The sequence below is a fragment of the Acinetobacter legionensis genome, from assembly GCF_048551735.1.
GTDB lineage: Bacteria > Pseudomonadota > Gammaproteobacteria > Pseudomonadales > Moraxellaceae > Acinetobacter.
The window spans coordinates 87,788-105,619 of record NZ_JBIMBV010000017.1 but is presented as its reverse complement, the minus strand read 5'-3'; the positions used below and the strand labels follow the sequence as shown (position 1 = coordinate 105,619).

The following is a 17,832-nucleotide window of genomic DNA, read 5'->3' as shown; positions in this document are numbered from 1 at the left end:
AATCAAGTGCCTGATTTATCAGAAGTTTTATTTAACATCACCGCCGATGGATGTGCATTCTACAGCATTCCATTCCCAACACAACCCCTTTTTTTAAACTTTTTTATCAGTTGGACATTTTTTCGACCAAAATGGCAAAATAAGTCCTTTTTCCGCTATTTTTTGTCGCTTTTTTCATCATAAGAGCAACCCCTTTCATGTTTTTATTTAAATTTTAAGCTATTTATATTTGTTTTTTTTCTTTAAACTATTTGAAATAATTTTATCATTTAATAAATTAAGTCGAATATGGCCCGTTTTATAAATAGAAGAAGCTTCTGTTTAGGAATTTTGCTCTTATGTTGCAACTATTCCTCAGCCAATTCGTCACATAATATTTTCATGATGACATTGTCTATATTAAGCTATGCCAAATGGAACACTCCTAATCCAGAATTGTGCGTCGTTGATAATGCATCCTATGCAAACCAATTTTCTGCTTATATCAAATCAAATAAGTCTCCTTTTAATATAAATTCAATACATTCCGCTGATCTAAAAAATCGTCATTGTGATGCGGTATTTTTTTCGAATACTTCAGCACAAACCGAACAGGCCCTTATTGGGAAATCATTAAATTCATCTATTTTATCGTTTAGTTCAAGTAATTCTGAATGTGAAATTGGCAGCGTTTTTTGCTTATCCACCAACAAAACAGGAAATACTATTTTTAAAGTGAATTTAGATAGTTTAGCTCAGTCTAAAATACATGTTGATCCACGTGTTTTATTGCTGGCAAAGAATTCGGATTAAAATAATGATGAATAAATTTTTTAAATCGAGTTCCTTACAAACATTGTTTCGTAAATCTCAATTTACGACCTTTGCAATCACTTTATTTATTAGTACGTCTACTTTTGTCACGATTTCAGTATTTACCGTTGAATCTTATGCGAAACAAAACCTATTATTAATCAGTCGAACCGTGTCTGAACGTGTTCAACCTGCGCTAGTCTTCTCTGATAGAATCGCGATTTCACAGATTATCAATGAATATACCTTTCAACATTCAGTACGTCTGATTGAGGTTTATGATAATCAAGGTCATAAAGTTGCTGAAAGCCTAAAAAATGTTGAACACTATTCCTATATTCAAAACTTTTTTGACCATATCTTTTTAAAAGATGCCATCAAGCTAAACGTGCAACATCAAGGAAAGCTTGTCGGCCAAGTTGTGCTCTATGGAAGTTCCAATGAAATTTTAATGTTTATTTTTAAAATTTTTACGGGCTTAGCATTTGGCATGCTATTTATGGTTTTTGCTGTATGGTGGTCAGTAAACTTAACTTATCGCCATATTATGGGGTCATTTTTACCGATTATACAAATTGCACAACTATTAAGGAATCAGAAAGCATACAACTTAAGATTCCCCAAAAGTGATGTAAAAGAATTTCAAGACTTAAACAGTGTGTTCAACCAACTCTTAGATGAAATTCAATCTTGGCACACCCATCTTCAAAACGAGAATAGTGAACTTTCTTATCAAGTTCAACATGATCATTTAACCGAATTACCTAATCGTAATTATTTTTATCAAGTGTTATGTAATCTATATGAAGATACCAATCAACGTGAGAATTTAGCTTTATTATTTATTGATAATAATAATTTTAAAGCCATTAATGATCAATATGGACATTTGGTCGGTGATGAAGTTTTAAAAGAAATGGCTTCACGATTAAGACGCCATATTCGTCAAGATGATTTTGTCGCGCGCCTTGCGGGAGATGAGTTTGCAATTATATTACGTTCCATTTCTAAAATTGAACACCTCATCTCTATTGCGGAAAATCTGATTAAATGTTGTGAAGATCCTTTAATTTACAAAGGACAATCGATTTCTTTTAGCTTTAGTATCGGTATTGCCATCTCTAGTCAGGCATCAAGCCCAGAAGACTTAATTTCTCAAGCAGATCAAGCCATGTACAAAGCAAAATCTTTACAGCATCATTGGTTTATTTACCATTCATAATATTAGGGGGTTTTTATGACTTTAAAAAACGTACAACTTTCTATTCTTGCAATACTCTGCCTAGCACTTACGGGTTGTATGAATCTAGGTGGATTGAGCTATAAACAAGCTCGTGTACTCAAGAAAGAAGGTTTTGTATTAACGGATGAAGGCTGGAGTCTAGGACTACCAGAACGTTTATTGTTTGGTTTTAATGAATCGAATATTAATACCGAGCGACAAACTGAATTGGTTCGTTTAGCCACGCAATTAAACAAATATCATCTCGATAAGCTTAAAATTGTAGGTCATACCGATAATATCGGAAATCCTGAATACAATTTAAAATTATCCAAAGAACGTGCTCAAAATGTTTCAAATATATTTATTGAGCAAAAATTCAATCCACAAAATATCCAAGTGATTGGAAAAGGGGCTGACCAGCCACTTAAAGCAAATGATTCAGAAGAAAATAAAGCCGAAAACCGTCGTGTTGCTGTGATTATTATTCCTTGATAATCTTCTCTTTATTGAAAAAGATCTCTACGGAGATCTTTTTTTAGATCTATAGAATTTGACACTCGTTGACAAGCACAAATTTTAGGTATAAAAAAACCGCATCTAAGCGGATAATTTATACTTAAGCTAATACTTAAATGGTCGGAGCAGTAGGATTCGAACCTACGACCCCCTGGTCCCAAACCAGGTGCACTACCAGGCTGTGCTATGCTCCGAATTTACAACAAACTTAAGGGAATTGGGGTGAATGATGGGGCTCGAACCCACGACAACCGGAATCACAATCCGGGGCTCTACCAACTGAGCTACATCCACCGTCACATTAAGTTTTAGGATCTATAGTATCAAGCAACATATGGTGCGCCTGACAGGATTCGAACCTGTGACCATCCGCTTAGAAGGCGGATGCTCTATCCAACTGAGCTACAGGCGCATGACCAATGATACTAATATCACAGATTAACTTGCCTTGAAGAATTGGTCGGAGCAGTAGGATTCGAACCTACGACCCCCTGGTCCCAAACCAGGTGCACTACCAGGCTGTGCTATGCTCCGTTCATCTCAGCTTTTGTGTATCGCACATCGTGCGGTACGGTGTGCATTCTAGGCGTGACGCCACAAGACGTCAACACCTATCTTGAAAAAAAGTTAAAAAAACACGTCAAATGTATATTAATCAAACATTTCAGATGTTTTTTATACAATTTCTATCGTTTTAATTGAGCACTAAAGTTCAACATACGATCTAAAGGTAATTTAGCACGTTCAGCCAAAGCTGCATCTACGAATATTTCTTGATCAGCCTTTTGCAAAACTGACAAAATGCCATCTAATTCATTCATTGCCATCCACGGGCAATGTGCGCAAGAACGACAAGTTGCACCCTCACCTGCTGTAGGTGCTTCAATCAAGGTCTTATGCGGTACAGCTTGTTGCATTTTATAGAAAATGCCACGGTCTGTAGCCACAATCAAAGTGTCTTGTGGCAATGTTTGAGCTGCTTTGATTAGTTGTGAAGTACTTCCCACCGCATCCGCAATATCAATCACTGATTCTGGTGACTCAGGATGTACCAATACAGCTGCGTTCGGATACAGTGCTTTCATCTTTTCAATACCACGGGCACGAAACTCCTCATGCACGATACAGGCACCATCCCAAAGCAACATATCAGCACCAGTTTTCTTTTGAATATAACGGCCTAAATGTTGGTCTGGTGCCCAAATAATTTTCTCGCCCAAACTGTCTAAGTGTTCAATGATCTCTACAGCACAACTTGAAGTCACCACCCAATCAGCACGTGCTTTAACTGCTGCTGAGGTATTGGCATAGACCACAACAGTATGTTCAGGATGCGCATCACAAAATGCAGTAAATTCATCTACAGGACAACCTAGATCAAGCGAACAGGTTGCTTCCAAAGTTGGCATAAGTACTGTTTTTTCAGGAGAAAGAATTTTTGAGGTTTCTCCCATAAATTTAACCCCAGCGACAACCAGAGTAGTTGCCTCATGATCACGTCCAAAACGTGCCATTTCCAAAGAATCAGAAACACAACCACCCGTCGCTTCCGCAAGTTCTTGTACATCTGGATCACAATAATAATGTGCCACCAAAACAGCATTGTTTTTTTGCAACTCAGCTTTAATTTGCGCAAACTTCTGCTGTTTTACCACTGGACTCAGACTATTGTCCTTAGGTTCACCTAAACGATCTAAATGCGCTTGCACAACCGATTTTGCTTCGTTGGCAATTAAATTATTCGCATCATTCATAAGAGGTCTTCTCTTTCCTTGTCGCTGGCATCATGCTAGCGTTTATACACTTGTGAATTGATTGTACGGTTTAGCGCACATAAATTCACCACGAAAAATGTTTTGTTATAAAAAAGCCTCACGAATGAGGCTCCTTAAAAAATCAGTAGTTAAGAACGATAGTCCGCATTAATTTTCACATAATCATATGATAGGTCACAGGTATATACCGTATCTTTGGCCTGCCCTCGACCAAGGTTTACATGAATGGTCATTTCTGTCTGTGACATTACACGCGCACCAGCTTCTTCGGTATAGTCTTCAGCAGCACCACCATCTTTACAAATTTGCACGTCGTCTAACCAGACTTGAATTTTTTCAACATCCAAATCTTTCACGCCAGCATAACCAATCGCAGCAAGAATACGCCCCCAGTTTGGATCAGACGCAAAAATTGCCGTTTTAACCAATGGTGAATGGGCAATGCTATAAGCAATATCACAGCATTCTTGTGTGTCATTTCCACCATCAACCGTGATAGTAATGAATTTGGTCGCCCCTTCCCCATCACGAATAATCAGTTGCGCCAAACGCTTCATCACACGCGATAAAACATCCAAGATCACAGTATAACGAGCATCATCTTCACTGCTAATTTCTATACCACCAGCCATTCCGGTTGCAGCAAAGATGCATGAATCATTGGTAGAAGTATCACCATCCACAGTAATCCGATTAAATGATTGGTCTGCACTAATTTTTAACATTTTTTGCACAAGATTTCGTGCAATTGGCGCATCGGTTGCAACAAAACTCAACATGGTCGCCATATTGGGGCGAATCATGCCTGCACCTTTAGAAATCCCAGTCATTGTATAGGTTATACCATCAAGCTCGAACTGTTCTGAGGTGCCTTTTGGTGTAGTATCCGTGGTCATGATCCCAGTCGCAGCGTCTGTCCAAGTGGAGTCATTCAAACTATTTAGTGCAGGCTGTAAACCTTGCGTTAAACGCTCAATGGGCAGTTGTTCACCAATAACCCCTGTAGAGAATGGCAATACCTCAAATTCTTCTACCTGCGCTAACTCAGCAAGCTTTAAACAGGTCAATTGTGCATTTTGCATGCCCAATTTGCCTGTACCCGCATTAGCATTCCCAGTATTGATGACCAAATAGCGCGGATTAGCTTGTGCTAAATGCGCTTTCGACACATGAACTGGCGCTGCGCAAAATGCATTTTGGGTAAATACACCCGCAACATTGGTACCTTGTGCAAATTCAAAAATAACTAAATCTCGTCGATTTGGATAACGGACATACGCCTCAGCAGAGCCAATTTTTACACCTTGTACCACATGCATATGCGGCATAGACACGTCACCAACAGCCATTTTCAAATGTCCACATGAATTAAAATGAAAATACAGCTTATTAGAATTCTCCATAAAAATCGAGCTTATTAAAATGCTTATTTATTTTTACTATAAGAAAAGCTTATTCATTTGAATATAAAATAAAAAAGCCAGTAAATATACTGGCTTTACATCAGCAACGTATCACTGTTGAATAGCAGTTGTTGTATCTGCAGCCAACAATGCTTGCTTTACTTTTTCTTGACTAGATACTGACAAGGCTGGATTCGAAGCAACAACACGATTAATCGTGGCCGGTGTTACCGCAGCAATTGCCGCAGTTTTTAAAATAATTGGGCGTCCGCCTGTATTACCTAAAGTATAACGAATACCAGTACGTGGACTGATTACAGTCGTGGTTTCATTTTTTACTTCTGCTTGGGCTGTCACTGCGCCTGTAGCAGCTTGTACTTTTTCCACTGTCGTCGTTTGTGGTGCTGTATCTGCAAATGCCAATGCTGGAACTGCTAAAGTTGCAACAAATAAAGGTTTTAATAATTTTTTCATTATCTTCCCAAAGATCTTTTCCAATTGAGCAACTTAATACCACTTAATCACATTTCCTGCAATAAAAATTAACGCATGGTAATAACTTGTAAAAAAAGCAGAACAATTGTTCTGCTTTTTCGTAACACTTTCAGGGTCTATTCACTAATTAGATTTTGCCGTGACATTGTTTGTATTTCAAACCTGAGCCACAAGGACAAGGTGCATTTCGGCTTTCTGGTGCAACAACCTCATCACTATCAGTGAATTGTGCATCAACAATTTCATTACTGACCGTACCGCTTAAACCATCCACTTCATCATGTGCAAAGTTAAGACGCATAGATTCAGCTTGAGCCTGTTGTTGAGCTTCCATTTCAGCAAGCTCTTCAGGTGTTGGGATATGCACACGAGAAATATCAGTAACCACGTCTGACTTAATCACACCCAACATATTGACGAATAAATTGAAGGCTTCCTTCTTATATTCTTGTTCAGGGTTCTTTTGTGCATAACCACGTAAGTGAATCCCTTGACGCAAATAGTCCATCGCAGCCAAATGGTCTTTCCAATGACGGTCTAATGAACCCAACATGAAGTGACGTTCAAGTGTCGCAGCAGTATCATCCCCCATCTGTTCACGACGATTACGGTAACGTGTAACGATCTCATCAGAAATACGCTCAACCAAGGCTTCTTCATCTAGACGACGATCTTCTTCCAACCATTGATTTACAGGAAGATTAATCCCCAAATCTTCATTCAATGCATTTTCAAGCCCTTGAATATCCCATTGATCATGGATAGATTCAGGTGGAATATAGGTTTCGATTAAACCTTTCACGACTTCACGGTGCATTTCTTCAATATAATCTTGAAGTGAACTTTCCTCTAAGATTTCATCACGCTGCGAATAAATAATTTTACGTTGTTCATTATTTACATCATCGTATTTCAATAAATTTTTACGAATATCAAAGTTACGTGCTTCAACTTTGCGCTGTGCATTTTCAATAGAGCGTGACACCATTTTATGTTCAATGGCTTCATTCTCTTGTAATCCCATCGCACGCATCATTGCCACAACACGATCACCTGCGAAAATACGCATCAAATCATCTTCTAATGACAAGAAGAAACGTGAAACACCGGGGTCACCTTGACGACCAGAACGCCCACGCAACTGATTATCGATCCGACGCGATTCATGGCGCTCAGAACCAATGATGTGTAAACCACCTGAACTCAACACCATTTCGTTGTTTTGTTCCCATTCCGCTTTAAGACGAGCTTCGTCTTCAGCAGTATAGTTTTCAATTTTGGCAAGTTTTGCTTTCCAGTTACCACCAAGCAAAATATCTGTACCACGACCAGCCATATTCGTTGCAATGGTTACTGCACGTGGTGAACCTGCTTGAGCAATAATATCTGCTTCACGCTCATGTTGTTTAGCGTTCAAGACTTCATGGGTAATACCTGCATCTCGCAACTTATCAGATAAAATTTCTGATGCTTCAATGGTTGCAGTACCAATCAAGATAGGTGCAACACCTGCTTCATGAATTTTCTGAATTTCTTCAATAATTGCATTGTATTTACCATTACGATTTAAATAAATTAAATCGTTTTGGTCATTACGAATCATCGGACGATGGGTTGGAATAAGCACCACATCCAAACCATAGATTTCTTTCATTTCCGCAGCTTCAGTATCAGCAGTACCTGTCATACCTGAAAGTTTTTTGTATAAACGGAAATAGTTTTGGAATGTCGTAGTTGCCAAAGTTTGGTTTTCAGGTTGAACTTCTAAGCCCTCTTTGGCTTCAACGGCTTGATGTAAACCTTCAGACCAACGACGACCTGGCATGGTACGACCAGTATTCTCATCAACAATAATTACTTCACCATCATGTACGATGTAATGAACATTACGTTGATAAAGGAAATGTGCACGAATTGCAGCAGACACATGATGAACGAGATTTAGATTTGATGGTGAATATAAGCTTTCGCCTTCAGCCAACAAGCCCATTTTAATCAATTCATCTTCAACAGTTTCATAACCGACTTCAGTCATTTCAACTTGGCGTTGCTTTTCATCAATCCAGAAATGACCGCCATCTGCGACTTTTTCTTCTTTTTGAGCATGCAACTTCGGTGGAATACTATTGATTGCAACATAAAGCTGTGATGAGTCATCACTTTGACCCGAAATAATCAACGGTGTACGTGCTTCATCGATCAAGATCGAATCGACCTCATCGATAATCGCATAAATCAAACCACGTTGCTTTTTCTCAGCCATAGAGAAAACCATGTTATCGCGCAGATAATCGAAACCAAATTCATTATTGGTACCGTAAGTAATATCTGAACGATATGCTTCAGCTTTCTCTATCGGTGATTGCATCGAATAGATTACACCAACGCTTAAACCCAAGAACTCATAAAGCGGACGGTTTAATTCAGCATCACGTTGTGCCAAGTAATCGTTGACCGTGATGACATGAACACCTTGCTCACTAATTGCATTTAAATATACAGCCAAAGTACCCATCAGGGTTTTACCTTCACCTGTACGCATTTCTGCAATTTTTCCTTCATGCAAAGTAATACCACCAATGAGCTGCACATCATAATGACGCATACCCATGACACGTTTTGCTGCTTCACGACACACCGCAAACGCTTCTGGCATTAATTTATCTAGGCTTTCACCTTTCTTATATCTTTGTTTGAATTCTTCAGTTTTTGCAGATAAGTCTGCATCGCTGAGTGCAGATGTCGTCGGCTCGAGCGCATTAATCTTATCGACAATTTTACGCATACGTTTTAGTTCGCGCTCGTTTTTAGTACCGAAGATTCCTCCGATCAGACTTGCCAACATATAAACTCTCTAAATCTTTGTGAAATAAATTTTTCTCAGACGATATTATGGTGGTAGAAATTTGAAGTACAAGGGTTTTGCACAAATCCAATCAAAAAAATCTGACGATTAGTTCTAGCACGTATCAGCTAAGGCGCATTAATGTAGCAAATTTAACCGATATTTGCAGTGAGGTAGAGATCAATTATATGTTTTTTTTCATATGCTTCTTTTATTAATATCTATTTTCTTCATAAAGAAATACAAAAACACTATTTTTAATTATAAAAAAACTGGGTAATAGTAGTTTGGACGAGCCAAATAACAAACAACATTTTTAGATATTGAGGTTTCAAAATGACTTTACGATTAGGTGACATTGCACCAGATTTCACTCAGGAATCTAGTGAAGGTCCAATTAAGTTTTATGATTACTTGGGCGACAGTTGGGGTGTTTTATTCTCACACCCTGCCGATTATACGCCAGTATGTACCACTGAGTTGGGTTATACCGCAAAACTAAAAGATGAGTTTGAACAACGGGGGGTAAAAGCCATTGCCCTTTCAGTGGATGATGTGGAATCGCATAAAGGTTGGATCAACGACATCAATGAAACGCAAAATACCACTGTAAACTTTCCAATCATTGCAGACAAAGATCGTAAGGTGTCGACGCTGTATGATTTCATTCATCCAAATGCCAGTGAAACTCTCACCGTGCGGTCTTTAGTTATTATTGATCCCAATAAGAAAGTTCGCTTAATCATTACCTACCCTGCATCAACTGGACGTAATTTTAAAGAAATTCTACGTGTGATTGATTCATTACAACTGACTGACAATTATAAAGTTGCCACACCTGCAAATTGGCAAGATGGTGAAGATGTGGTCATTATCCCGTCGATCAAAGATGAAGCGGAGCTGAAGCAACGCTTCCCAAAAGGTTATACGGCGGTTAAGCCCTATCTTCGTCTTACTCCACAACCCAATAAATAATATACAATATTGAATTTTTTAGAATAAAGCGATTAACTTCAAAAGATCACATAGCAATTTTATGTGATCTTTTTTTACATCCTTTTGTTATAAAAAAATATTTTCAATACACTTTAAAAAACACTTCAAACAACAATAAAATCATTAAAAAATATAAAAGACACCGAAGTGCCTTTTATGATCAAAGATCAGCGAACAAATATTATGCAGGAATACGTAAAACTTGTCCTGGGAAAATATCATCCGCATTTTTTAACAAAGGGCGGTTCGCTTCAAAAATTTTATTATATTGGTTGGCATCACCATAAAATTCTTTTGAAATTTTAGACAAATTATCACCTGATTTAACCGTATAAAACTTACTTTCAGGTTCAGGTGTTGCAACTGTCATTTGGTCATCAACTTGCGCAACATGATCAATGTTTCCCACAGCAAGAATGATTTTCTCTTTATCTGCCTGAGTTTGTACTTGACCATGAATTGTCGCCAAATCAGAAGCACCGTTATAACTTACGGAAAGTCCTGTTACTGGTAAACCTAACGCTTTAATGTGTCCCAATAACTTATTGGCTATTTCTTGTGCAGATGGTTCTGATGGCGTTGCTGGTGCTGCTTGTGGCTCAGCTGGTGCTGTATTTTTCTTACCAATTCCTTTAATAAAATCAAAAAGACCCATATTTAGTACTCCATATCATTATTGAAAATTGTTTTACTGAGAATGTATTACTGTGAACTGTTATACAAATTTACGAACTCTATTTTTATAGCTAAAAAGTATCAGGATGTGCGTTGTCATTGGTGATAAAAAGGTAACGATATGTAACCAATGTTTTGATTTTAAACTTATTTAGTTGTTATTAATGGTTGAGTCATCGCCAATCAAAGATTCGCTCGAAACCCTAACTTCAGGCATAAAAAAACCACCCAAAGGTGGTCTTTTTACGTATAACAACACCGTGTTATACAATCAACACATTAACCAAGTTTTTTAGTTACATAGTCGATAGCTGATTGAACAGTTGTGATTTCGTTAGAATCTTCATCTGGAATAGTGATGTCGAAGTCATTTTCGAAAGACATAACAAGTTCTACTAGGTCTAGAGAATCAGCACCCAAATCATCCATGAAAGATGCTTCGTTTTTGATTTCTTCAGCTTTGATACCTAATTGTTCTGCAACAGCTTGTTTAATGCGTTGTTCGATATCGCTCACAGGAATTCTCCTCATTGCTTGTGGCGGCTTTTAATTGCCTGATAGTTTAATTGAATATTTACTTTTTTCAAAGTTTATACATCGCATTACGCCATGTATAAACCACCATTTACGTGTAATACTGTGCCTGTAATGTAACTGGCTTTGTCAGAAGCCAAAAAACTTACTGCATTTGCAATATCTTCTGGTTGACCAAATCGATTTAACGCAACTTGATCACTCATTTTTTTGCGAATATCTTCACTCAACTGCTCAGTCATTTCTGTTGCAATAAAACCTGGTGCAATACAGTTGACTGTAATCTGACGGCTTCCCATTTCTTTTGCGAGACTGCGACTGAAAGCTTCAATCCCTGCTTTTGCAGCAGAATAGTTGGCTTGCCCTGGATTAGCAAAATGTGCAACAACAGAACTAATATTGATAATGCGTCCAAAGCGAGCTTTGGTCATACCTTTCAATACACGTTTAGATAAGCGGAATACAGCTTTTAGATGGATATTGAGAATATCGTCCCAATCCTCTTCAGACATACGCAACAATAAATTGTCTTTGGTAATTCCAGCATTATTCACCAGTATCATCACTGAACCATATTTTTGTTCAATGTCTGATACCAATGCATCAATTGCTGCACCATCACGTACATCTAGTAATGCACCAGCACCATTTTCAGCAAAAACTGTTGAAAGTTTTTCTGCACCCGCTGCCGATGTTGCTGTACCTACAACAAAATAACCATCTTGAATTAATTGCTGAGCGATGGCAGCACCAATCCCTCGGCTCGCGCCTGTCACTAATGCGACTTTGCGTTCTTGTGTCATGCAATTTTCCCTTCAGCCACTAAGATAGCATTCAGTGCATCTTCCATACGACTTTGTGTATCGAGTGGAAATGCTTTTTCGATATTTGGTAAACGTTTTGCTAAATTCGCCAATACATTCCCTGGACCACATTCAGCAACATACTGAATGCCTTGGTCTTGAATGAATTGCATGGTTTTAGTCCACTGTACTGACTGATACAACTGTGCTGTTAACGCTAAGCGCAATTGGCTTGTATCTGTCGCGATTCCAGCATTGACATTTTGTATTACAGGAATGCTTGGTAGCTCAATGGCAGTTTGTTCCAAAGCTTCTGCAAACTGTACAGCAGCAGGTTTCATTAGAGAACAATGTGATGGTACAGATACAGGTAATGCAATTGCTTTACCGCCGTTTTCTTTCGCAACGATCATGACAGCTTCGACTAGAGTTTTGTCACCTGCGATAACAACTTGACCTTGCGCATTATAGTTTGCAGCTTCAACAGAACCACGACCTTGCACATTGGCTTGCTCGCACAATTCAAGTACTTTCGCATCATCTAGACCGAGAATGGCGGCCATTGCGCCTTGCCCCTGAGGCACAGCGCTTTGCATCAATTTACCGCGTAAATTTACCAACTTGACTGCATCTGCCAAAGTCATCGACTCTGCAGCAACTAAAGCACTGTATTCGCCTAATGAATGACCTGCGAGGTATTTTGGTACAACACCACCAAGATCTAACCATACACGCCATAAAGCAATACTTGCTGTCAATAAAACAGGTTGGGTATTTTCAGTTTGATCTAAACCTTCACCGCTTTGTGCAATGTGCCATAAATCAAAACCGATGGCATCTGATGCTTCAGTAAAGGTTTCTTGTACACCACTAAACTGTTCTGCAAGTTCAGCAAGCATACCCACTTTTTGTGAACCTTGACCTGGAAACAAAAATGCAGTTTTTGTTGCTTGAGCTGCTTGTTCGAATCGTTTGGCAGACATATAAAAAGTCCCTTATTTAATCTTGATCGTTTCCGATGGCGCAATTTTACATTAAAAAAAAATTAATTTAATTGCGAAATACAACAAAAAAACCAGTCATTCAAAACAAAAAAAGGGAGCTTTCGCTCCCATTTTTTACTAAGCTTGCGCTTAATACTTACCAATTATTCAGCATCAGCTGCTTTAGCGAATAATTGACGACCACGGTAGAAACCATCTTTAGTCACATGGTGACGACGGTGAGTTTCACCAGTAGTTTGGTCTACAGTTAGTGCATTCTCGGTTAAAGCGTCATGTGAACGGCGCATGTCACGGCGAGAGCGACTTTTACGGTTTTGCTGAACGGCCATGATGGCTCCTTACAAATCGAAAAAATGGATCAGAACAAATTCGGTTGTCTTAACTTAACAGTATAACACAAAATTTAGTTAAGTTTACCCTTCAAACCTGCCAAAACTTCAAACGGATTATCCCGTTTTTCTTCAACAGTGTCCTGAACGGCTGGTTGGTGCTTATGTTCACAAGCATCATGCTTAGGAGACAGAGGCATCAACAATAACAATTCATCTTCTAAAAGTGCAAGTAAATCAACAGTTGCAGGAGTATTGGTTAAATAATCCCCTTTAATTGTTGCTTCACTTTCACCTAGTACGATGAAATCAGCATCCTCATCCAAGCGCTCTATCAGTGACTCATCATCTATTAAAGCTAAATGGAAATCAGAAACTAGTGTAATTTCAACAGAATCCAGACAACGCTGACATTCCATTGGAACTTTAGTATCTACATGACCATCTAGCCAAACAATACGATGATACGCATCCATTGATAGCTTACAGTCTATATTGATCAATTGATCATCAATTGATCCAACAGCTTCACGGGAAATACGAACAAAGCGAGACAATGGCAGGGTACCTGACCATGTAAAGCCTTGTTCAGCCCATTTAAACGGCTCTATCTGTGCCGGAAAGGTATTTGCTGACATAATTAAGGCGGCAATTCTACAAATTCATAGGTACTCTGTCAAAGATTAAGATACAATTTTGTACTTATTTAGACAGATCTCTTGAGTAATACAAGCCATGCATCAGTTGCAGCCGCAACCTGAAGTCACTACTTCATTACAATTCAATACGCATTCAACTTCTGAAAACATATTGCAAGCCGCCGATGTGCAACGCTTATCATGGGCTAACTTACAAACAGAAGTACAACACGTTGATTGGCTTATCTTACACTTTAATCACTGGTTTTCCCACCTAAATGTGACGCTTGTTCGTGGTGATTTTGAACCAGAGTATTTCCCTGCTAGCGAACACAGCCCTGCCCGTATTCAGTTTGCACATGGTTTTTTCAACAGTGCTCTGCATGAAATCAGTCATTGGAGCATTGCCGGAGAACAACGCCGTTTATTGCCTGATCTCGGTTACTGGTATGCACCCGATGGTCGTACAGCTGAACAACAAGCCTTATTTGAGCAAGTTGAAATCAAGCCTCAAGCCATTGAATGGTTATTTTCCAAAGCATTTGGACGAAAATTTCGAGTTTCGCTGGATAATCTGACTGGTGAAGGTGGTGACGGCTCGACATTTAAAGACAATGTCTATGTACAAGTTCAGGAATTTTTTTCGGGTAAAGCCAAACTTCCACGCGATGCAAAACATTTAATTCAGTGTATTTGTCTATGTACTCGAGGTGGCAAAACATTACAAAGCACTGAATTTAATCGTAACGATCTTGATTAAACCCGTAATTTTTTTAAAACATTGATTGCAACGATTTACTTTCCCAAGTAATAATTGAATTAACAATAAATCAGGAGAATAAATATGCTGCATTTAAGAGTACATCCTGACAATCCTCAACCACGTTTAATCAGCCAAGCAGTCGAAAGAATTCGAGCAGGTGATGTTGTGGTTTACCCAACTGATGCCGCTTATGCAATCGGCTGTCAAATTGGAAATAAAAGTGCAATGGAGCGTATTGCTCAGATCCGCGGTCTAGGGGCAAAGCATCAGTACGCGATTATCTGTGCAGATTTATCTGATATTGCAACCTATGCCAAAGTAGACAATGCAATGTATCGTCTACTTAAAGCCAATACCCCAGCCGTAACCACATATATTTTACCCGCAACCAGTGAAGTTCCACGACGCTTGATGCATCCCAAGAAAAAAACTATCGGCTTACGTGTTCCAAGTAATCCCGTCTGTCAGATACTATTAAAAGAGTTGGGAGAACCCTTACTGACCAGTACTTTGATTTTACCTGGTCAAGATGCACCAATGGATGATCCCTACGATATTGAACAATTACTGGAAAAACGTATTGATGTGTTTATTGACAGTGGTTTAGGTACCTTAACCACCACTAGTATCGTTGATTTATCAGGAGCGAACCCTGAAATTATTCGTCGTGGTGTAGGCGATGTAAGCGCTTTTGAGTAAGCTCCAAACTGCATTTAATCGCCGATACGTGATTAAAGAATCAAGGCTTGATAGAAGTAAGATGCGATGGATTTATTCACCACGTTATTAAATATTAATAACGTACAAAATGATCAAATTTTCTTTATTGAAAAGCCTTGGACACCTGAATCACAAGTTACTGTGTTACATGTCTCTTTCGCTAAAAAATCCCTTAGCAAAAAAATTTCAGTTCTATCTAGTAGTCAAAGAACTAAAACACTTAGTCTTGCAGTTTGAAACTCGAAATGTTTGCTTAATAGAGCTGTGCTATTTAATTATCGAACATGTCCTTGAAAAAAATAAAATTATTCAACATCTTTAAAACTTAGATTAAATATGAAAAAAATTCTTTATGTCTTGGTCATTATTCTTGGATTACTTATCAGTTATCCCTTTATTAAATCACCTAATGTTCGTATTTATCATGAAGAGCATGAAATCATTTTAGAAAACATTTTCTTAGGTGAGTATTATTTAGGTTTCAATAAACTAAAAATTCAATCTATACAAAATCATACCCTTATTTGTGAAATTGAACACCCTCACATTCTTTACCCTGCAGATCGGCAAAAGATTAATACTCATCAAGTAAGCATTCATCAAGCAAATAATAAGCAACAGATCAGACTCAAAAAAGGGATCAATGATGAACTGAGTATTTGGGGAAGCGCATTTCAACACCCCACAGTAAAACCGTGCCTATTAAAAAATGAAACTTATATTGTTTCAATCTGGGGAAACAACGGCTCTGGTTTTTCAACACGTAAACGCTTAAAAATCTTCATTCCATGAGCTGTGATTTGAGCTCTATTAAACACAACAATTGTATTTTTAGATTGGTATTTTTCTCAATTCAGTTTATAAACAAAGCACAATCCTAAAAACAAATGCTTAATTATGATTTATAAGGTACATCATTTACATTGTGGAACCATGTGTCCGATGTGTGCACCACTATACGGACAAAAAGGTTTGTATGGAAAAATGGTGTGTCATTGCCTATTGATTGAAACAGACAAGGGGCTTGTTTTGGTCGATACCGGTTTTGGGATGCAAGACTACCTTCACCCACAAACACGTTTAGGTAAAGCTTTTACTAAAATAAGTGGCATACAAGCTGATTTCAATCTCACAGCCATTTCTCAAATTCAACAATTGGGTTTTAAACCATCCGATGTTCAACATATTTTGGTCAGCCATTTAGACTTAGATCATGCAGGTGGTATTTCAGACTTTCCCAATGCCACGGTTCACATCTTATCCAGTGAGTTTAATGCTGCACAAAAACTTTCAGTCATGAATAAATTGCGCTATCGACCACAACAATTTAAAAATCATCGCTACTGGAATTTTCTTGAACCTATAAATGGCGAAGCATGGTTTAACTTCCAAAAAGTTCAAGGTTTTAATATTTTCAATGATGAAATTTTATTAATTCCTTTAGTCGGTCATACTGTAGGACATTGCGGTATAGCGATCAAACAACAAAAGAGATGGTTATTGTTCTGTGGCGATGCTTATTTTAATCATCTAGAACTCAACCCTAAGAATAAATTACGCGCGCTCGACAAAATTGAATATCTCCTAGCAGAAGATAATACATTGCGCTTAAAAACATTATCACAACTGCAACAGCTTGCACAGAATAAAGCAAAAATTGAAATTATCTGTGCCCACGATCCTGTTGAACTAGACCGATATTTAAAACATGCTTAAATCTCAATTATTACGTTATACCACTATCTTCGCACTCAGCGTACAGCTTTCAGCATGTATGACAACAGCTGCACTTCCAGATCATGAGCGCCCAAAACAATGGGGAACTATTGTTGCTCCACAGTATAATTTTTATCGAATCAGTGACACCGTTTTTCGTAGTGAACAACCCAGTGCTGAACTTATTCCTGAGTTAAAAACCAATCATATTGATGTCGTTATTAATTTAAGAAGTCACAATAAAGATAAAACCGTCTTTTCAAAACAAAACTTTCAATTGGTTCATATCCCGATCAATACTTGGGCAATTGATCGTCATGATCTACTCAATGTCATGAAAACAATTCAAATCGCAAAAGCCCAAAACCAGAAGGTTTTAATCCATTGCTATCATGGTTCTGATCGTACTGGGGCAAGTGTTGCAATGTACCGAATTATTTTTGAGAACTGGTCTGTGAAGGATGCTTTAAATGAAATGAAGCATGGCGGTTATGGCTTCCATCCAATCTGGGGCAATATTGAAAAACTTTTTACCCCTGAAAATATAAAATGGATCCGTGAGCAACTCGCGAATCCATCTTTAACCACAAAGACCTAATTCAT

19 protein-coding genes, 4 tRNA genes and 1 pseudogene are annotated in these 17,832 nt (G+C 38.2%); 10 read left to right on the top strand and 14 right to left on the bottom strand.

Features of this window, described 5'->3' with window-relative positions:
- The 4 genes and pseudogenes from ACG9ZL_RS15635 to yfiB all read left to right on the top strand — a co-directional run.
- A pseudogene (locus ACG9ZL_RS15635) lies at nucleotides 1-183 on the top strand (hypothetical protein); the annotation flags it as partial.
- Nucleotides 184-288: 105 nt separating this feature from the next.
- Complete coding sequence (gene yfiR / locus ACG9ZL_RS15630; RefSeq protein ID WP_442892816.1) at nucleotides 289-792, top strand: regulatory sequestration protein YfiR; 504 nt, start codon at nucleotides 289-291, stop codon at nucleotides 790-792.
- Between the two features lie 4 nt (nucleotides 793-796).
- A complete protein-coding gene (gene dgcN / locus ACG9ZL_RS15625) occupies nucleotides 797-2,014 on the top strand; it encodes a diguanylate cyclase DgcN/YfiN (protein ID WP_151958163.1) in 1,218 nt (405 codons plus the stop codon).
- Between the two features lie 15 nt (nucleotides 2,015-2,029).
- Nucleotides 2,030-2,509, top strand: a complete 480-nt coding sequence (gene yfiB, locus ACG9ZL_RS15620; RefSeq protein WP_336954394.1) for an outer membrane lipoprotein YfiB — start codon at nucleotides 2,030-2,032, stop codon at nucleotides 2,507-2,509.
- Between the two features lie 141 nt (nucleotides 2,510-2,650).
- Here the strand turns inward: yfiB and ACG9ZL_RS15615 are convergent.
- The 8 genes from ACG9ZL_RS15615 to secA all read right to left on the bottom strand — a co-directional run bounded on the left by ACG9ZL_RS15615 (nucleotide 2,651) and on the right by secA (nucleotide 9,051).
- A tRNA-Pro gene (locus ACG9ZL_RS15615) sits at nucleotides 2,651-2,727 on the bottom strand.
- 24 nt (nucleotides 2,728-2,751) lie between these two features.
- Nucleotides 2,752-2,827 (bottom strand) — tRNA-His (locus tag ACG9ZL_RS15610).
- Between the two features lie 41 nt (nucleotides 2,828-2,868).
- A tRNA-Arg gene (locus ACG9ZL_RS15605) sits at nucleotides 2,869-2,945 on the bottom strand.
- 45 nt (nucleotides 2,946-2,990) lie between these two features.
- Nucleotides 2,991-3,067 (bottom strand) — tRNA-Pro (locus ACG9ZL_RS15600).
- A 152-nt stretch (nucleotides 3,068-3,219) separates the two neighbouring features.
- Nucleotides 3,220-4,287 (bottom strand): quinolinate synthase NadA, encoded by a 1,068-nt coding sequence (gene nadA, locus ACG9ZL_RS15595; protein ID WP_336954393.1) that lies wholly within the window; start codon nucleotides 4,285-4,287, stop codon nucleotides 3,220-3,222.
- Between the two features lie 149 nt (nucleotides 4,288-4,436).
- On the bottom strand, nucleotides 4,437-5,657 hold the full coding sequence (gene argJ / locus ACG9ZL_RS15590) for a bifunctional glutamate N-acetyltransferase/amino-acid acetyltransferase ArgJ (protein WP_419328406.1): 1,221 nt from the start codon (nucleotides 5,655-5,657) through the stop codon (nucleotides 4,437-4,439).
- Between the two features lie 165 nt (nucleotides 5,658-5,822).
- Complete coding sequence (locus tag ACG9ZL_RS15585; protein ID WP_336954391.1) at nucleotides 5,823-6,185, bottom strand: hypothetical protein; 363 nt, start codon at nucleotides 6,183-6,185, stop codon at nucleotides 5,823-5,825.
- A 148-nt stretch (nucleotides 6,186-6,333) separates the two neighbouring features.
- A complete protein-coding gene (gene secA / locus ACG9ZL_RS15580) occupies nucleotides 6,334-9,051 on the bottom strand; it encodes a preprotein translocase subunit SecA (protein ID WP_336954390.1) in 2,718 nt (905 codons plus the stop codon).
- A gap of 336 nt (nucleotides 9,052-9,387) precedes the next feature.
- Here secA and ACG9ZL_RS15575 point away from each other — a divergent pair, with 336 nt between their 5' ends.
- Entirely contained in the window at nucleotides 9,388-10,026 is a 639-nt protein-coding gene (locus ACG9ZL_RS15575) for a peroxiredoxin (RefSeq protein ID WP_336954388.1), read from the top strand.
- A 202-nt stretch (nucleotides 10,027-10,228) separates the two neighbouring features.
- Here the strand turns inward: ACG9ZL_RS15575 and lysM are convergent, their stop codons facing one another.
- The 6 genes from lysM to ACG9ZL_RS15545 all read right to left on the bottom strand — a co-directional run bounded on the left by lysM (nucleotide 10,229) and on the right by ACG9ZL_RS15545 (nucleotide 14,030).
- Nucleotides 10,229-10,702 carry a peptidoglycan-binding protein LysM gene (lysM, locus tag ACG9ZL_RS15570; protein ID WP_336954387.1) on the bottom strand — a complete coding sequence of 158 codons (474 nt, stop codon included), beginning with the start codon at nucleotides 10,700-10,702 and terminating at the stop codon, nucleotides 10,229-10,231.
- A 299-nt stretch (nucleotides 10,703-11,001) separates the two neighbouring features.
- Nucleotides 11,002-11,238, bottom strand: a complete 237-nt coding sequence (gene acpP, locus ACG9ZL_RS15565) for an acyl carrier protein (protein WP_004723957.1) — start codon at nucleotides 11,236-11,238, stop codon at nucleotides 11,002-11,004.
- 86 nt (nucleotides 11,239-11,324) lie between these two features.
- Entirely contained in the window at nucleotides 11,325-12,059 is a 735-nt protein-coding gene (gene fabG / locus ACG9ZL_RS15560) for a 3-oxoacyl-ACP reductase FabG (RefSeq protein WP_336954385.1), read from the bottom strand.
- Nucleotides 12,056-13,042: an ACP S-malonyltransferase gene (fabD, locus tag ACG9ZL_RS15555; RefSeq protein ID WP_336954383.1), complete on the bottom strand. Its 987-nt coding sequence runs from the start codon at nucleotides 13,040-13,042 to the stop codon at nucleotides 12,056-12,058. The genes fabG and fabD overlap by 4 nt, the downstream gene beginning before the upstream one ends.
- Before the next feature lie 164 nt (nucleotides 13,043-13,206).
- A complete protein-coding gene (rpmF, locus tag ACG9ZL_RS15550; RefSeq protein WP_004723964.1) occupies nucleotides 13,207-13,392 on the bottom strand; it encodes a 50S ribosomal protein L32 in 186 nt (61 codons plus the stop codon).
- Nucleotides 13,393-13,466: 74 nt separating this feature from the next.
- Nucleotides 13,467-14,030: a YceD family protein gene (locus ACG9ZL_RS15545; protein ID WP_336954381.1), complete on the bottom strand. Its 564-nt coding sequence runs from the start codon at nucleotides 14,028-14,030 to the stop codon at nucleotides 13,467-13,469.
- A 97-nt stretch (nucleotides 14,031-14,127) separates the two neighbouring features.
- Here ACG9ZL_RS15545 and ACG9ZL_RS15540 point away from each other — a divergent pair, with 97 nt between their 5' ends.
- The 5 genes from ACG9ZL_RS15540 (at nucleotide 14,128) to ACG9ZL_RS15520 (ending at nucleotide 17,827) form a co-directional block, all read left to right on the top strand.
- Nucleotides 14,128-14,790: an elongation factor P hydroxylase gene (locus ACG9ZL_RS15540; protein WP_419360681.1), complete on the top strand. Its 663-nt coding sequence runs from the start codon at nucleotides 14,128-14,130 to the stop codon at nucleotides 14,788-14,790.
- An 84-nt stretch (nucleotides 14,791-14,874) separates the two neighbouring features.
- The gene (locus ACG9ZL_RS15535; protein ID WP_336954379.1) at nucleotides 14,875-15,492 is read left to right on the top strand and encodes an L-threonylcarbamoyladenylate synthase; all 618 of its coding nucleotides are present in this window, start codon (nucleotides 14,875-14,877) and stop codon (nucleotides 15,490-15,492) included.
- Between the two features lie 357 nt (nucleotides 15,493-15,849).
- Nucleotides 15,850-16,305, top strand: a complete 456-nt coding sequence (locus tag ACG9ZL_RS15530; RefSeq protein WP_419328405.1) for a hypothetical protein — start codon at nucleotides 15,850-15,852, stop codon at nucleotides 16,303-16,305.
- Between the two features lie 105 nt (nucleotides 16,306-16,410).
- Nucleotides 16,411-17,229: an MBL fold metallo-hydrolase gene (locus ACG9ZL_RS15525; RefSeq protein ID WP_419328404.1), complete on the top strand. Its 819-nt coding sequence runs from the start codon at nucleotides 16,411-16,413 to the stop codon at nucleotides 17,227-17,229.
- Entirely contained in the window at nucleotides 17,222-17,827 is a 606-nt protein-coding gene (locus tag ACG9ZL_RS15520) for a dual specificity protein phosphatase family protein (protein ID WP_419360679.1), read from the top strand. The genes ACG9ZL_RS15525 and ACG9ZL_RS15520 overlap by 8 nt, the downstream gene beginning before the upstream one ends.
- Nucleotides 17,828-17,832 lie beyond the last annotated feature (5 nt).

Excerpts from the sequence above, each read along its gene's own strand:
- argJ (WP_419328406.1), bottom strand. The coding sequence starts at position 5,657 with ATGGCTGTTGGTGACGTGTCTATGCCGCATATGCATGTGGTACAAGGT.
- fabG (WP_336954385.1), bottom strand. The coding sequence starts at position 12,059 with ATGACACAAGAACGCAAAGTCGCATTAGTGACAGGCGCGAGCCGAGGG.
- ACG9ZL_RS15525 (WP_419328404.1), top strand. The coding sequence starts at position 16,411 with ATGATTTATAAGGTACATCATTTACATTGTGGAACCATGTGTCCGATG.
- ACG9ZL_RS15520 (WP_419360679.1), top strand. The coding sequence starts at position 17,222 with ATGCTTAAATCTCAATTATTACGTTATACCACTATCTTCGCACTCAGC.
- ACG9ZL_RS15585 (WP_336954391.1), bottom strand. The coding sequence starts at position 6,185 with ATGAAAAAATTATTAAAACCTTTATTTGTTGCAACTTTAGCAGTTCCA.
- ACG9ZL_RS15540 (WP_419360681.1), top strand. The coding sequence starts at position 14,128 with ATGCATCAGTTGCAGCCGCAACCTGAAGTCACTACTTCATTACAATTC.
- rpmF (WP_004723964.1), bottom strand. The coding sequence starts at position 13,392 with ATGGCCGTTCAGCAAAACCGTAAAAGTCGCTCTCGCCGTGACATGCGC.
- fabD (WP_336954383.1), bottom strand. The coding sequence starts at position 13,042 with ATGTCTGCCAAACGATTCGAACAAGCAGCTCAAGCAACAAAAACTGCA.
- yfiB (WP_336954394.1), top strand. The coding sequence starts at position 2,030 with ATGACTTTAAAAAACGTACAACTTTCTATTCTTGCAATACTCTGCCTA.
- nadA (WP_336954393.1), bottom strand. The coding sequence starts at position 4,287 with ATGAATGATGCGAATAATTTAATTGCCAACGAAGCAAAATCGGTTGTG.
- dgcN (WP_151958163.1), top strand. The coding sequence starts at position 797 with ATGATGAATAAATTTTTTAAATCGAGTTCCTTACAAACATTGTTTCGT.
- lysM (WP_336954387.1), bottom strand. The coding sequence starts at position 10,702 with ATGGGTCTTTTTGATTTTATTAAAGGAATTGGTAAGAAAAATACAGCA.
- ACG9ZL_RS15535 (WP_336954379.1), top strand. The coding sequence starts at position 14,875 with ATGCTGCATTTAAGAGTACATCCTGACAATCCTCAACCACGTTTAATC.
- ACG9ZL_RS15575 (WP_336954388.1), top strand. The coding sequence starts at position 9,388 with ATGACTTTACGATTAGGTGACATTGCACCAGATTTCACTCAGGAATCT.
- ACG9ZL_RS15545 (WP_336954381.1), bottom strand. The coding sequence starts at position 14,030 with ATGTCAGCAAATACCTTTCCGGCACAGATAGAGCCGTTTAAATGGGCT.
- yfiR (WP_442892816.1), top strand. The coding sequence starts at position 289 with ATGGCCCGTTTTATAAATAGAAGAAGCTTCTGTTTAGGAATTTTGCTC.
- ACG9ZL_RS15530 (WP_419328405.1), top strand. The coding sequence starts at position 15,850 with ATGAAAAAAATTCTTTATGTCTTGGTCATTATTCTTGGATTACTTATC.
- secA (WP_336954390.1), bottom strand. The coding sequence starts at position 9,051 with ATGTTGGCAAGTCTGATCGGAGGAATCTTCGGTACTAAAAACGAGCGC.